Source organism: Magnetospirillum sp. ME-1, from assembly GCF_002105535.1.
Taxonomy (GTDB): domain Bacteria; phylum Pseudomonadota; class Alphaproteobacteria; order Rhodospirillales; family Magnetospirillaceae; genus Phaeospirillum.
The window spans coordinates 2,813,240-2,827,243 of the sequence record NZ_CP015848.1; the positions used below are offsets into that span (position 1 = coordinate 2,813,240).

13 protein-coding genes are annotated in these 14,004 nt (G+C 62.9%); all 13 read right to left on the bottom strand.

Going from position 1 to position 14,004, the window contains the following annotated elements; translation table 11 throughout:
• The 13 genes from WV31_RS13350 to WV31_RS13410 all read right to left on the bottom strand — a co-directional run bounded on the left by WV31_RS13350 (position 1) and on the right by WV31_RS13410 (position 14,004).
• Entirely contained in the window at positions 1-1,056 is a 1,056-nt protein-coding gene (locus tag WV31_RS13350; RefSeq protein WP_085374027.1) for a nucleotidyltransferase family protein, read from the bottom strand.
• 57 nt (positions 1,057-1,113) lie between these two features.
• The gene (locus WV31_RS13355) at positions 1,114-1,827 is read right to left on the bottom strand and encodes a formyltransferase family protein (RefSeq protein ID WP_085374028.1); all 714 of its coding nucleotides are present in this window, start codon (positions 1,825-1,827) and stop codon (positions 1,114-1,116) included.
• A gap of 45 nt (positions 1,828-1,872) precedes the next feature.
• Complete coding sequence (gene neuB, locus WV31_RS13360; protein ID WP_085374029.1) at positions 1,873-2,937, bottom strand: N-acetylneuraminate synthase; 1,065 nt, start codon at positions 2,935-2,937, stop codon at positions 1,873-1,875.
• On the bottom strand, positions 2,934-4,112 hold the full coding sequence (neuC, locus tag WV31_RS13365; RefSeq protein ID WP_085374030.1) for a UDP-N-acetylglucosamine 2-epimerase: 1,179 nt from the start codon (positions 4,110-4,112) through the stop codon (positions 2,934-2,936). The genes neuB and neuC overlap by 4 nt, the downstream gene beginning before the upstream one ends.
• Complete coding sequence (locus tag WV31_RS13370; protein WP_085374031.1) at positions 4,109-5,251, bottom strand: aminotransferase class I/II-fold pyridoxal phosphate-dependent enzyme; 1,143 nt, start codon at positions 5,249-5,251, stop codon at positions 4,109-4,111. Before WV31_RS13370 ends, neuC begins: the two co-directional genes overlap by 4 nt.
• A gap of 3 nt (positions 5,252-5,254) precedes the next feature.
• The gene (locus tag WV31_RS13375) at positions 5,255-6,439 is read right to left on the bottom strand and encodes a polysaccharide biosynthesis protein (RefSeq protein ID WP_085374032.1); all 1,185 of its coding nucleotides are present in this window, start codon (positions 6,437-6,439) and stop codon (positions 5,255-5,257) included.
• 174 nt (positions 6,440-6,613) lie between these two features.
• The gene (locus tag WV31_RS13380) at positions 6,614-8,005 is read right to left on the bottom strand and encodes a DUF4910 domain-containing protein (RefSeq protein ID WP_085374033.1); all 1,392 of its coding nucleotides are present in this window, start codon (positions 8,003-8,005) and stop codon (positions 6,614-6,616) included.
• A gap of 10 nt (positions 8,006-8,015) precedes the next feature.
• Positions 8,016-9,506 (bottom strand): MBOAT family O-acyltransferase, encoded by a 1,491-nt coding sequence (locus WV31_RS13385; protein ID WP_085374034.1) that lies wholly within the window; start codon positions 9,504-9,506, stop codon positions 8,016-8,018.
• A 1-nt stretch (position 9,507) separates the two neighbouring features.
• A complete protein-coding gene (locus WV31_RS13390; RefSeq protein WP_145980870.1) occupies positions 9,508-10,488 on the bottom strand; it encodes a hypothetical protein in 981 nt (326 codons plus the stop codon).
• A complete protein-coding gene (locus tag WV31_RS22705) occupies positions 10,485-11,186 on the bottom strand; it encodes a cytidylyltransferase domain-containing protein (protein WP_085374036.1) in 702 nt (233 codons plus the stop codon). Before WV31_RS22705 ends, WV31_RS13390 begins: the two co-directional genes overlap by 4 nt.
• Positions 11,187-11,840 (bottom strand): class I SAM-dependent methyltransferase, encoded by a 654-nt coding sequence (locus WV31_RS13400; RefSeq protein WP_085374037.1) that lies wholly within the window; start codon positions 11,838-11,840, stop codon positions 11,187-11,189.
• A 2-nt stretch (positions 11,841-11,842) separates the two neighbouring features.
• Complete coding sequence (locus WV31_RS13405) at positions 11,843-12,916, bottom strand: N-acetylneuraminate synthase family protein (protein WP_085374038.1); 1,074 nt, start codon at positions 12,914-12,916, stop codon at positions 11,843-11,845.
• A gap of 11 nt (positions 12,917-12,927) precedes the next feature.
• Positions 12,928-14,004: an iron-containing alcohol dehydrogenase family protein gene (locus WV31_RS13410; protein ID WP_085374039.1), complete on the bottom strand. Its 1,077-nt coding sequence runs from the start codon at positions 14,002-14,004 to the stop codon at positions 12,928-12,930.

Genomic DNA, 14,004 nt, shown 5'->3' on the forward strand with positions numbered 1-14,004 from the left:
TTAATCCTCGAAAATGGTAGTGAAGTCGCCATTGGCGCGTACCAGATCGTCCATGCGCCCAATATCAATCCAATATTCCCGTAGCGGAAAAACGGCAACTTCCTTGCCTGATTCAGACAGGCGGTTCAGGAAATCCGGCATATCAGCGCCCTGGCCCTTTGTCAGCAACGGCAGTACCTTCGGGCCAATCACGTAGATGCCGGCATTGACCAGGAAGCTGTGGGTTGGCTTCTCAACGATACCGGTCATGCGGTGGCCTTCTGCATTAACGACACCGAATGGCACCTGGATGTCGTATTCCCGCACGCAGATAGTGGCATCCGCACGCTGCTCGGCGTGAAAATCCAGTAGGCTGGCGAAGTTTGTTTTGGTCAGGACGTCACCGTTCATGACGATCAACGGCACGTCAAGGCCTTCCGGAAGTAAGGTCAGTGCGCCGGCAGTGCCAAGGCGGCGATCCTCTTCCAGGTAGTCGATACGACAGCCCCAGCGTGAACCATTGCCGAAATGCTCTTTGATCATCTCGGCCTTGTAGTTGACCGAGATGAAAAAGTTGCGAAAGCCGTTGCGGATGAAGCGCTCCAGGATGGTTTCCAGAAGCGGCTTGTTACCCACCCGCAGCAGCGGCTTCGGGGTCTCCTCGGTCAGTGGGCGAAGGCGGTTGCCCAGTCCGCCCGCCATCAGGACTACCGGATTTGGGTATTCGGGCTGCTTCGTGCGTAGCTCGCGGGCCAGGACCAAGCCCACCACCCGCCCATGGGGATCGACGATGGGCAGGTGATTGAGCAGACTGGCCTCCAGTTGGGCCCGCATGTTCTCAGGCGTCTCGGTGACGCTGGCGGTCCGGGGCTTGGTCTGCATGACGGCACTGACCGGCGCATCCAAATTGGCATTGCGCAGCAGGCCGCGGCGGATATCTCCATCGGTGACCGTGCCCAGCAGCCTGTCGTTGGCATCAACGACCATGCAGAACTGCACACCGCTGGAATCGATCACGCGAATGACGTCAGCGACGGTGCTGGTCGGTGCTATAAATGTCTTCTTCCAACCTTCCACGATGTATGTTCCTCGGTTGCCTGGGTGGCACCTGGCGTTCGCGGGCGAAGGCGCCGGTCAGGCCAGTGGGGGGTGGTCGGGAACCGGATAGGTGAAAACGCTCCCGCCGATTTCGATGGTTGGGCCCGGATAACCGGGATAGGTGGTCGCACGAATCCGGCGCCTTACCTCGTTCTCATTCATGTCCGGGCGGATAACCGTTAATTCGTTCAATTCCCGTCGGGTAAACGGACGGCGTGACCACGACAGTCCACCCGGCTTCGGGACCCATCCCGAGGCGAGGCGGCATACGGTGTCATGAAACATGGAGAGCATCGTGACCATCGTCCGAAGCTTCAGGGTTTCGACGCTATCGGACGGGAAAACCGGGAACCGTCTTTCTTCAATGATCGGGCCCGTATCAACCTTTTCCGCCATGAAATGGCAGATCGCGCCGTATTCGGGAACTTCTTCGTACAGTGCGAAATTATAGCAACCAATGCCGGGATAGTCGCGTGACGCCGGGTGCCAATTGATCGCGTAGTCCGCCGCTTCGATCAGGGGTTTGGGCAGAATCCAAGGCGAGAGGAAAGACAGCAGCACTCGCGGACGGGTGTTTTGAAGCGCTTTGGGGAAAGGTTCCAACCGGCTGGTGGCGATCGACCGTACCCTTCCGTTAAAAACCGTACGGGCGATGGCCGTGGCGAGTTCGCTGAACTTGTCGGCCTTGGTAATCAGGATGACCTCAGGTTCCTCGGGATCTCCGCAAGATTTCTCCGCCACTTCATCCATTGCCTAGCTCCAAATCCTTATGGCTTGCGGGAACCAAATCTAAGTTCAAATCAACTGGCCGGGGGAGAAATCCCGTGTCGCGACCTTGCCCAGCATGTCCCAGTAAAGAGTAGGTGAAAGTCCGGTTCCGGGGCGCTTGGCGCCCAGATTGGCTTCACTGAACACTTCTCCGGCCGCGATGGGGGCCACGGCGACCAGCGACTTGCGGGCAATGGCCATGTTGGCCCGTTCAGACGGAGCCGCCTCCTTGTGGCCGTGCCCCAGGGATTGCTCGACGACACGGATGCCGACGATCATGGCGGCAAGCTCGGCAGGTTCGGCTGAAGCCCTATGGTCGGGGCCGGGCAGGGTGCGGTCGAGTGTCAGGTGCTTCTCGATCACGGCGGCGCCCAAGGCGACGGCGGCCAATGCTACCGCCCAGCCCTCGGTGTGGTCGGAAAGGCCCACCGGCAAACCAAAAGTGTCGCGCAAGGTTGCCATGGCGCGCAGGTTCACATCGGCCGGCGGGGTCGGATATTCGGTGGTGCAGTGGAGCAGGCTCACCTTTGCGGCGAGAACGTCGCGCCCCTCGGAACTGGCAAGGGCCTCGGCGAAGGCGCTCCGCCCAGGTTTGGTTCCGCCCAGATAGCCGAACGCCAACACGCCGAGCGCCTCTTCGACCTCAGCCAGGTTGGCCATGCCGGTGGACAGGATGATATCGGCGCCCGAGCGCGCCATGTGGAGCAGCAGCGGCGAGTTGGTCAGTTCGCCCGATGGCGCCTTCAAAGTGGTAAGGCCAAGTTCGCCAACTAGAAAATCCAGACTGGGGCGGTCGAAGGGTGTGGACAGGAAGGCCACACCACGTTCACGGCAACGGGCAAGCAGCAGGTGATGGGTTGGATGATCCAGCTTAAGCCGCTCCAGCATTTCCAACTGGCTGCCGTCGCTGCCAGTGTTGATCCGCTGGTAGCGCGCCTTGGGGGCATCGGTGGTGACCAGTTCGGAGGGAGTGAAGGTCTGGAACTTGATCACGTCGGCGCCCGCCTCGGCCGCTGCATCGACCAAGCGCAGGGCCAACTCGGGGTCTCCATTGTGGTTGACTCCGGCTTCGGCGATCACCCGTGTGGTCATGACGTTCCTCCGGCCAAATCATGGAAGGGTTTGCACCGGAGCAAGCCGAGATCGAAGTCACGGAGCACGGCGAGGATACGATCGGCCACGCCGCCACCGAAGCCATAGGGGGGGGGCATGCCCACGAAGCTTTGGCGAAATTCGGGGGACAGCGCCTTGGCGATCGCTGCGGTGATGGTATCGCGGCTCTCTGCGCAATCGATTACCGATGCGGCCCGCAGGCGGCCTTTCTGGCGATCTCCTATATTGACGGTAGGCAGGTGGATCGCCGGAGCCTCGATCAGGCCACTCGACGAATTGCCAACCATGACCGCCGCAATGCCTAGCAACGGCAGGTAGGCCGAGCCCAGCGAGGCATGCAGACTGGCTCTGCCGGCATGGGCGGCCACCCATTCGGACAGTCGACGAGCGATCGCGTCGTGGCCAGGGTCGGCGTTGACGCCGGTGACGACGACCTGAGCCTCGGGAAAATCCTCGAGGGCGGCAAGCATCTCGTTGACGGCGGTGATCTCGTCGCCCTGGCGCAGGGTTACCGGATGGTAGGTGACCACGATCACCGGATCGGTCAGCGTCAGTCCAAGACGCGACTCCAGGGCGCTGCGGTCCGTTTTAGCCGCTTCGGCTAGGTTGTCCAGACCTGGGGCGCCGACCTGGAATACCCGCCGGGGGTCCTCACCCATCTGGATCACCCGGCGGCCGTACTCGGCGGCGGCGACAAAGTGTAGATGCGCCATCTTGGTGATGGCGTGGCGGATCGATTCATCCATGGCGCCCTCGGTCACCTCGCCGCCATGGATGTGGGCGAGAGGCAACCCCAACAGCATGGCGGCCTGGGCGGCCGCCAGGATTTCGAATCGGTCGCCAAGCACGACCACCAGGTCGGGAGAAATATCAGCGAACACTTGGGCTAGGCCCATGGTGGCCAGGCCGGTGGATTTGGCCGCCGAAAGGCGGGTTTCCGAGGTCAACAGGCACTCCACCTCGACCGGTGAGAAGCCGTCGGCGTGGATGGCTGCCACGGTGTGGCCGAATTGAGGCGCAAGGTGCATGCCGGTGGCGATCACCCGGAGTTCGCAGCCGGGGTCGGCGGCGATCAGGCGGAGCAGCGGCCGCAACAGGCCGTAATCCGCACGTGAGCCGGTGACGGCACAGATGCGGCGTCTGGCACTGTTCATGACAAAATTTCCTGCACAGCGGCGATCACTCTGTCTTGATCCGCCTCGCTCAAATGAGTGGAGCAGGGCAACGTAAGCACCCTGGGCCAGATGTCGTCGCTGACCGGCATGGCGGTGGCGAGGCAATGCTCGTAGGGCGGCTGATGGTGCATGGGGCGCCAGAACGGGCGTGCCTCGATGCCGGCGGCCCGTATGCGCTCGCGCGCCTGATCGGTCGTCAGGGCGGGCGGCGCCAGGACGATGCCGGAGAACCAGTCGGCACCATTGCTCCAGTCGGGGCGGGGAAACGGGCTCACGCCGGGCAGGCTGCCCAACGCGCCATTGTAACGGCTGCGAATGCGGCGCTTGGCTGCGACCAGATCATCGAGTCGTTCCAGTTGCGCGCAGCCTACGGCGGCGTTGATATTGGTCAGACGGTAATTGAAGCCGACCTGATCGTGCAGATAGTCGCCGCCGATGCGGGCGGTGGTGGTGAGATGGCGAACCCGCTTGACCAGATCGCTGTCGTTGCCGATCACCGCACCGCCGCCGCCGGCCGTCACCGTCTTGTTGCCATTGAAAGAGATCACCGAAAGGTCTGCGCCGCATTGGGCCAGTGGACGATCCTTGTAGGTGGCGCCAAGCGCTGCGGCGGCATCCGCCACAACCTTGAGGTCATAGACCCGCGCAATGGCGCAGATGGTGTCCATGTCGGCGGGTTGGCCCAGAGTGTAGACCGGCAGGATGGCGGCGACGCGGCGGCCGCTGGCGGTATGGATCAGGCGCCCGCCATCGCGGCGGGTGGCGCTCGCCAGTTCCCGCTCCAGCAGAGCCGGGTCGAGGGTCCAGCTGTTGGCGGTAATATCCATAAGCCAGGGCTGGGCGCCGCAATGGGAAATGGCATTGGCGCTGGCGATGAAGGTGTAGGTGGGCATGATCACAAGATCGCCCGGTCCCACCCCGATGGCGGTCAGGGCCACATGCAATCCGGTGGTGCCAGAGGAGGTGGCGACGGCGCCGCACGCTCCGGTGGCGGTGGAGACCATGGCTTCCAGTCGATCGACGAAGGGGCCGACCGATGACACGAAGGTCGTGCTGATGCATTCCTGCAGATACCGCGCTTCATTGCCATCAAGACTGGGCGTGCAAAGCGGAATCATCGACTACATCTTCTGATCGAGATTGCGGTGCCGCTCCACGTGGAGGAGATCGGGAACGGCTGCGGTAATGGCGGCGGCGAGATCGGCCTTGGACCAGGTGGTGAGAGACCGCAGGCGCTGGAATTCGGTGAGGAAGGCATCCAGTGCGGCCGGATCAGCCACCGCTTCCCGTGCCGCGGCGATGGAGGTGAAGCGGCGGTAATCGACCACGTCGCCGTCCCGGAAAAACTCCTCCTGCGGTTTTTCGCCGGTCGTATCCGACGGCGCGAACCAGCACGGCCAATGTGTGCTGGTGGGGACGGTGCGTCTGGCTTCGTCCTCGGAAGCGCAGAGAAGGGGCTTGAGGCCGCGTGATTCCAGCAGCATCACGGCGATTTCGTCGAACCGCAGCACATCCAGTCCGGCATCGACCTTGGGGCAGAACACTTCGTGGTCGTCGGCGAGGAAACCGGCCAGCAGGCATAATTGCCCGGCTTCCTCGTGGGTCATGAAATAGCGGCGCACGTCAGCGGGGGCAGAGAGGGGTTGTCTCTTCTCCAGCCGCCGCTCAAACCCTTCCAGCAGGCTTCCAGCCGAAAACGCCACATTGGCGAAGCGGGCGGTGGTGGCAGGCACGGTGCTGTCGCTGGCGAACAGTACCTGTTCCATCAGGTTCTTGGTGGCGCCCATCAGGTTGGCCGGGCAGACCGATTTGTCGGTGGAGACCGAAAATGCACGGCCCAACCGACGCCCGGCCGGCGAGCGCAGATAATGGTGCAGGGCACGGACGTTGACATCGACCATTCGCATCAGGCTGAAGACGTCGCGTTCGGCACGGACATGCTTCAGGGCAGAGAAGTTAAGGAAGGCGTCAAACGATCCCGCGGCCTCGGCATAGCGCTGGAATTCCAGCGAAGCGAAATCGATGCTGGTTGTGACGAAATCGTCCGGTACCGGCAGCAGCGACGAGCGCAGGTCGCGCACGACCTCGACCAGATTGTTTTCGTTGATATCGACGAGGTGCAGTCCACGGGGCTTGAAGCGGACCAACTGGCGCACGAAAGCGCTGCCGATGGAGCCCGCCGCCCCAATGACCAAAATCCGCTTGCCACCGATGGCCTCGGCCAATTCCGCCGCGTTGTCTTCCATATCCGAATGAAAACGCGACCCCGCATGGCCGGTGAGGCGTGCAAGTCTTTCCGTGATCATGAGTCTTCGGTCCAAATATTGCGGGTCCGGGCGATGGCAACCGGATCGAATCTGTCCAATATCGCTGCCCGATTGGCGAACAAACAGACCCCACGCGATGGCGTTGGGAAACACGGCGAGACATATAGCATATCGAGGCAAAAGTAGTGAGAAAAACGGTCGGTATGGCTGGGGTCAACGCCCCCCAATCCGTTCAAGCAACCCGTGCTCGACCAGCCTTTCAGCCGTTGCCGCCAGTTGGCGCACGGCAAAACCGGTCCGTTCGGCCAGTGCCATCAGGTCTGTCGAGCCATCGGCGGCCTGCATTGTCCAAAGGATGCTTTCCAGCTCGGGGCGCATCCTGACGGCTTGCAGGCCGGTGTGGCTGCCGGCGGCGGCCCCCTGATGCATCGCTCCTCCTGTGCTGGGGTACATGTTGCGGCGCCCCAGCATGGGCTCACAATACGGCATGAGCGAACGATAGGCGCAGTTCAATTCCAATTTTTCTATCACCGACAAGTAAATCTCAAGAGTATCGGCAAGGGATTCAGCCGAAACGAAATCGAGATTGTCTGCTGATGTGTGATATTCGTGATAGTCGTAGTACTTGTCCTTGCAGATGCTTCCCACCGGAATACGCCAATGGGGCTGGGAGTACTGCCGCTCGTCGCTACCATTAATGTCAAAGGGATGGTCGATGAATTCCAGATTGCGCTCGCGCAGGCTGAGCAGCGCGGCGCGGTCCACCATGGATTGCCCGCCGGTCAGGGAGGTAAAACTGCGCTTGTACGCAAACGGACCGGGGCCCGCGACGCAGGTCAGAACGTAACCACCCGATATTCCGAGACAGGCATCGGCGTTGCGCGCCAGATAGGTTATGGCCCCGATGGTTTCGGGAATGACGATGAAACGATAGGAGTGGCGCAACCGGCGCCCCTCCAGAGCCCGGAGCAGCAGGGTCCAGAGCACCACGCCGCTCAGGTTGTCGTTGGCCAGCGAGGGATGGCAGCAATAGGTCGAGATGAGGTATTCGCCACCGTCGCCGTCATGGCCGGAAAGCCGCCGCTCGCCGTAGCTCAGGCTTCCCGGCGCCAGGGTCGAGTCGATCACCACCCGGTAACGCTCCGCAGGATCCATGGCGTCGCACTGGTTCTGGCTGAGGCAGAAGCCCCAACCACGGCTGTAGTAGCGGGTGCGGTAGGGGATGGCGTCGGGCATGGCCGGCAGCGTGTGCAGGTGCTCGCGAAGTTCCGGAAAATCCATCTCGCGGTCGATCGGTTCGCTGTAGCTGACCACGTGCAGGTTCGAACGGCGGAAATCGATAATCCGCCGCCCGCCCGAATCCGCGATATAGGCGTCGCGGATATTCCATTCGTCGGGAACCTGCCAATCGAACACCTGGGTGCCGGAGGGGACCTCGTGAATGTCCAGGGGCGTCGTTTCCGCCAGTCTGCGCAGGGTTTGACGCACGCCGTCACCGGTTATGGAACGGCAGATGGGGAACAGTTCCCGCAGCAGGCCGTCGGCCGCCGCGACCGCCGCGTCCCGGTCAAAGCCTTCGATGACGTTTGCGATATCCGAGGTCATGGTGGCGATCCTAGAACTGGAAATACAGGAACGGCGATTGCGACGACAGGCCGATCATTCCCGCCGCTAATATGACCGCCGTTGCCGCGGCCCACCAGCGATTGGGGGAAAAATTCAGACGCGGGCCCGGATCTGTGGGTTCGTCGAGAACGATGGCCTGGGTGTTCGGCGCCGCTACGGCCAGGGCCAATAGCGCGCCCAGAACCAGAAGTTCGGAGATACCCTGGAAGGCAAAGGCCGACGGCGCGTCGAACCGGATTCCCAGTTCCGCCAGCGCGCCCACGACCGGATATCCGGCATAGGTGGACGGCAGTACCACCCCGTTCAGGCCGGACAGGCCACGCAAGACGTTCAGGGCGCCGGGCAGATTGTCGGCCCGGAAGAACACCCAGGCCACCATCACGGTGACCAGGGTCAATGCGTGGCCGGCGGTTCGCTCCAGCCGGCCGGGAACACCCTTGCGCAGGCTTCGCCAGCCGTGATTGACGATCAGGGCCAGCCCGTGCAGCGCTCCCCACGCCACGAAGGTCAGGTTGGCGCCGTGCCAGAGCCCACCCAGCACCATGGTGGCCATCAGGTTGACCCACCGCCGCGCCGGTCCTCGCCGGTTGCCGCCCAGCGGCACATACAGGTAATCGCGCAGGAAGAGGGACAGGCTGATATGCCACCGCCGCCAGAACTCGATGATCGAGCTGGCCCGGTAGGGTGAGGCGAAATTGATGGGCAGGCGGATGCCGAACAACAGGCCAAGTCCCACCGCCATGTCCGAATAGCCGGAGAAGTCGAAGTAAATCTGCAAGGTATAAGCCAATGCGCCGCACCATGCTTCGACCAGGGTGGGATTGGCGGCGGCAAAGACGGGGTCCGCATAGGCCACCACCGAATCAGCCAGCAGGACCTTCTTGCCGAGACCCAGGGCGAACAGGGTTAGACCCTGGGCCATTCGTTGCGGATCGGCGCGATAAGTCTCGGGGCGGGCGAATTGCGGCATCATGTCCCGGTGATGCAGGATCGGGCCGGCGATCAGATGGGGAAAGACCGTGACGAACAGCAGATAATTGAGAGGTGTATGGTCACTGACCTCGCCGCGCGCGGCATCGGCTAGAAAGGCGATCTGGGTGAAGGTGAAGAACGAGATGCCCAGGGGAATGGCGGCGACGGTGGCGTGGGCCGCCAGGTCGCCGGCCGTCAGACCGGCCAGGAAATCCCAGTACTTGTAAAAAGCCAGCGCCCCAAGGTTGACCGCCACCGCCGCGTACAGCAGCCGGCGGGCTTTCGGCTTTCCAGCCCGGGCGAGGATGGCCGTCGAGGCTGTCCAGTTGAAGGCGATGGAGCCCAACAAGATGGGCAGGTAACTGATGTTCCAGTGGGCGTAAAAGAACAGCGAAGCCAGCGCCAGGAACAGCTTTGCGGCGGTGACGCCAAGCCGGCTCAGTCCATAAAAGCCGATCAGCGAGAGCGGCAGGAAGGCCAGGATGAATTCGTAGGAATTGAACAGCATTCTAGCCGCCCGTCCCGGTCGCGCCCGCCAGATCACGCATCAACGGCTCCATGGTCTCCGCATCGACCCGCCGTTCGGGCCAGGGATAGGTGGCGAACAGGGCGTGCAGGCCATCCGCGTTGAGATGACTTTCATCCCGGAACAGTTCGGGACGGTCGGAAATTCCGGGAAAGTGGCTGAGTTCGGCATAGGAGCCGATGGTGGCGGCAAAGGTCCGGCGCTGGGCGATGAGACGCGATGCATCCAGGCGGCGGAGATGAATGTCGCTGAATACCGGGGTTATGAAACGGATTTCGATGGAATTGGTTTCGGCAAAGACCTTCACCTCTGCCAGGCGCTTGACGATGGCCGGATCGAAATCCTGACTATCCGGGGTATCGCGCCCGATGCCGTCGAATGTCAGGGGCCGGTCCTGAACCAGGAATCCGCGCGGATGCAGATGCATTGCATGGGCGCCCGACCACAACAGGCGTAGGTGGTTGATGGAATCGCGGCCATAGCCGCGCAGGTTGGTCAGGTGATAGCGCAATACGTCGGCGGGTGACTCATAATAGCGGTCGATAATCGGTCCGTCGGGCCGGAAGGTGTGCAGATCGAGCAGGTAGACAATTCTGCTGATGTTGCGCCGTTGACTGACGCTCAACGTCTTGAGGAAGGCAAGCACCGACGTGGGATGGCCATACACGGCATGGAGGTTAAGGACCGATTCCCCCAGGAACTGATCGGAAAACTGGTGGGACCGCGATGTCCCGAACACCAGGGTCTGTTGCGTTTCGCCCAGGATGCGGCGGTATTTTGCGATGGTTACCGGACGCGAGACGAAGTGGATTTGCGTATCGTCGCGTTCGCCATAGGGATCGACCCAGGCGCAGGCGATCAGGCTGGCGGCGAACAGAGCCAACGCCCCGCACATGGCTTCGACGAGATAGCGGCGATGCGCCGTCGCCGGGCGTCGCGGTGGCGAAGCGTATTGGCCGCTCATAATGTTCGCCGTCGCCAGCCGTCGAGGATGCCGTCGATCCCACTCTCCGGTGTCAGGCCGGGAAAGGCGGCGTCCAGGGCCGCCAGGTCCTCGGGCCGGTCCACGTCGAGGCGCACCCGTCCCTCCGGGTCCCGCCATTCCTCGGGGCATGGCACCGCCAGGATGCGCCAGCGTTCCGGCTGGTCCCAGATCCAGGCGGTGACGTGCTCGCGGTGGCGGGGATCGGCGGTGGTCTCGGCCTGACGCCGCAGCAAGCCGGCGTCCAGGACCTCGACGCCCAGGCCGTCCGGCCATTGGTTGCCCAGCCGGGGAATGTGGTTGAAGGCGTAGTCGGGGCGTTCGCGCAGAAATGAATCCACCGCCAGATCGCAGGCTTCGGGTGCCACCAGTGGATTGTCGGCGCAGATTCTGACGACGGTTGTGGCCTCGAAGGCCTGGGCGGCGGCGGCGAACCGGCCGAGCACGTCGTACTCGCTGCCGCGAAAGACCGCAACACCCAGATTTTCGGCCAGCTTCGCCAACGGGTCGTCGCGCTCGAACTGGCTGGTGGCCAGCACCACCCGGTCCAGACTGCGAGCCCGCCTCAGGCGGGTCAGCACCCATTCCAGAAGCGGACGGCCCTGAAACGGCGCCAGCATCTTGCCTGGAAAACGGGTGGAGCCCATGCGGGCCTGGACCAGGGCGACGACGGAGGTCAATCACCACTCCGCCAGCTTATCGGCGTGCCAGGTGCCGGCGAAGAAGGTCTTGGCGCCACCATCGGGTTGGGAAATCTGACCGAATTCGAAATAGTGCATGCCAAAACGCTGCAATATGCCGGGAAGATCGGTGAAGTAGTCGCGGCCGTAAACCTGCTTTCCCGGCGCATAGGTCGTCAGCAGGTGAACCAGGGAACAGGCGGGAAGGTCCGTGCGGAGAAAGGTAAGGAAATCATCCAATTGGTCGAGAACATACCAGGTGATCTCGGCCATCACGATGACGTCGGGGGCCAGGGTCCGCAGCAGATCGTAATCGGAGAGCCGGCCGACCTCGAAACCGGGTCCTGGGCATTCACGCCGTGCGCGCTCCACGGCGGTGCTGGAAATATCAAGTCCGATGGTTTGGAGTCCGGTCCCGGCGATCCTGGCGCTGTAACGGCCGAGACCGCACCCCAATTCGACCACCTTGCGGGCTCCGAGACGGGTTTGCAGCCGCTGCAGGTAGCAAATGCCGACGGCCCGTTCGGTCGCCCAGGTTTCATCGGCGACCTGATGCCAGGGATCGTCAAAGTCTCGGTACATATCCTCGAACTCGCCAACCAGGCGGCCATCCCTGATCACGTAATCCTGATAACGGGGATATTTCGGCGTCACGATTAGAGTTCCTTATTAGGGAGAACATCCGTCCATTGCAGCACGTGATCCTCTTCCAGATCGATCCGCGCCGTCATGCCGATCACCTGATCCCAGTGCAGCGGGCTGACGCCATGGGCAGGGCGCTTATAGGTGATGGATTCCTCGGTGACGGTCTCGCCCGCCCTCAGCGCCCGGGCCAGGACGATGGAGCGCCGGGCGTTGGCCCGGGCCGGCGCTTCCGAGTCCAGCGGTGCCTTGTGATGCGATCCCTCCACCTGGGCCAGAAGCGCCAGATTGGCGGTGAAGCGCGACAGGTCTTCCACGTCCATGGCGTGGTAATGGTCGTTGCCGGGCAGACTCTTGTCGTGGGTGAAGTGCTTCTCGATGATCCGCGCCCCCTTGACCACGGCGGCGGTCAGCACCGCCATGGCCGGATCGGGCAGGGTGTGGTCGGAATAGCCGATCACCAGCTCGGGATAGGCCCGCATCAGGCCGTCGATCATGCCGATATGGGCGCTGGCGTAGGGGGTGGGGTAGTTCAGCACGCAATGGAGCAGGGAGATGGCGGGGGCGCCGGCCCGGCGCAATTCCTCCACCGCCATGTCGATCTCACCCAGGGTCGAGGCGCCGGTGGACAGCACCACCGGCTTACCCTTGCGTGCAATTTGGCGCAGCATGGGCACATTGGTGAGATCGGCCGAGGCGATCTTGAAGAACGGCATCAGCGGGTCGAGGAAATCCACCGCTTCGGCGTCGAAGGGGGTGGAGAGGAAGTCGATGCCGACCTTGCGGCAATGCTCGGCCAGGGCCAGGTACTCGGCGTCGCCGAAGGTGTCGTGCTTCTTGAACAATTGGAACTGGCTGGTGGTGGGTTCCTTGGACAGGTCCCAATAGGCCGGACTGTGGCGCGAGGCGATCTTTTCCGCCTTGTAGGTCTGGAACTTGGCGGCATGCGCCCCGCCTTGGTGGGCCAGTTCGATCAGCCGCCTGGCGGTATCGAGCGATCCCTCGTGATTGACCCCGATCTCGGCGATGACATAGGGCCCGGTGTCCCGGCCGATGCGGTGGCTTCCCAGTTGGATCTGCGGATTCATGGGCGGCGCTCCTACATGCGGCGGAACAGCTGTCCGACCTTGTCACGGGTCAGGACCGACAGGAAATCGTCGCCCAGCGCATTGGCCAGCGGCTTGGCGTGGATGACGGTGGCGTCGTACATGCGGTCGATATCGGAATCGGGCAGGTCGCGGCACAGGCCGGTGGGGATGCTGACCCCCTGGGCGGCGACCATGCGGCGGAATTCCTCGGTCTCGGCCGGATAGAACTCGTCCATCACGTTCATGACGATGCAGTTGCCGACGCAGTGATGGGTGTGCAGCACCATGGACAGGCCGGCGGACAACGGATGGACCAGCCCCACATAGGAATTGCCGATGGCTGAACCGCCGAGATAGGAGGCGATCATCAGCTTCTCGCGGTTGGTCTCCGACTGCATGTCGCCGCCCAGGAAGACCTCGCGGCACAGGCCGAGGGACTCGCGGGCGAAGGCGTCGGCCATGCCGTGGCGGTAGTGCCCCGACAGGGATTCCACGTTGTGGATGTAGGTGTCCATGCCGGTATAGAAGTACTGGTCGCGCGGCGCCGTCGTGGTCAGATCGGGGTCCAGAACCAGCCGGTCGAACACGGTATGGTCGCTGTTCATTCCCAGCTTCAGGTTCTTGCGCGCGTTCATCATCACGCAGGTGCGCGAGCCTTCGGCCCCGGTGCCCGACAGGGTGGGGACGCCCACCTTGAACACCCCCGGCCCCGGCAACAGATCCCAGCCCTGGAAATCCTCGGCCTTGCCGGGATTGGCGAGCAAATTGGACACTGCCTTGGCGGAATCCATGGTGGCCCCGCCGCCGATGCCGACCACCGCCGCCGGCAGGCCGAGGGCGTCGCGCACCTGGGCGGTCAACGTGTCGATGCCGTCGGTGGTGGGCTCGTCGGTGGTGTCGATCAGGACCACCAGATCGCCATCGTGCTTGGGCAGTCGGTCGAGGAGGGGTTTGCCGGAGAAATAGTGATCGACAAAGAACGCCACCGCCGGGGTTTGGGGGGTGCGGCGCTCATCGATGACGGAATCCAGGTGGTCGAAGGATCCGGGGCCGAACAGGTACTGGCCGACAGTCTTGGTGATACGCAA

What these genes read in the sequence shown, in the direction of transcription:
- WV31_RS13355 (WP_085374028.1), bottom strand. Translation starts at nt 1,827, where the DNA reads ATGGATGAAGTGGCGGAGAAATCTTGCGGAGATCCCGAGGAACCTGAG.
- neuB (WP_085374029.1), bottom strand. Translation starts at nt 2,937, where the DNA reads ATGACCACACGGGTGATCGCCGAAGCCGGAGTCAACCACAATGGAGAC.
- neuC (WP_085374030.1), bottom strand. Translation starts at nt 4,112, where the DNA reads ATGAACAGTGCCAGACGCCGCATCTGTGCCGTCACCGGCTCACGTGCG.
- WV31_RS13370 (WP_085374031.1), bottom strand. Translation starts at nt 5,251, where the DNA reads ATGATTCCGCTTTGCACGCCCAGTCTTGATGGCAATGAAGCGCGGTAT.
- WV31_RS13375 (WP_085374032.1), bottom strand. Translation starts at nt 6,439, where the DNA reads ATGATCACGGAAAGACTTGCACGCCTCACCGGCCATGCGGGGTCGCGT.
- WV31_RS13380 (WP_085374033.1), bottom strand. Translation starts at nt 8,005, where the DNA reads ATGACCTCGGATATCGCAAACGTCATCGAAGGCTTTGACCGGGACGCG.
- WV31_RS13385 (WP_085374034.1), bottom strand. Translation starts at nt 9,506, where the DNA reads ATGCTGTTCAATTCCTACGAATTCATCCTGGCCTTCCTGCCGCTCTCG.
- WV31_RS13390 (WP_145980870.1), bottom strand. Translation starts at nt 10,488, where the DNA reads ATGAGCGGCCAATACGCTTCGCCACCGCGACGCCCGGCGACGGCGCAT.
- WV31_RS13405 (WP_085374038.1), bottom strand. Translation starts at nt 12,916, where the DNA reads ATGAATCCGCAGATCCAACTGGGAAGCCACCGCATCGGCCGGGACACC.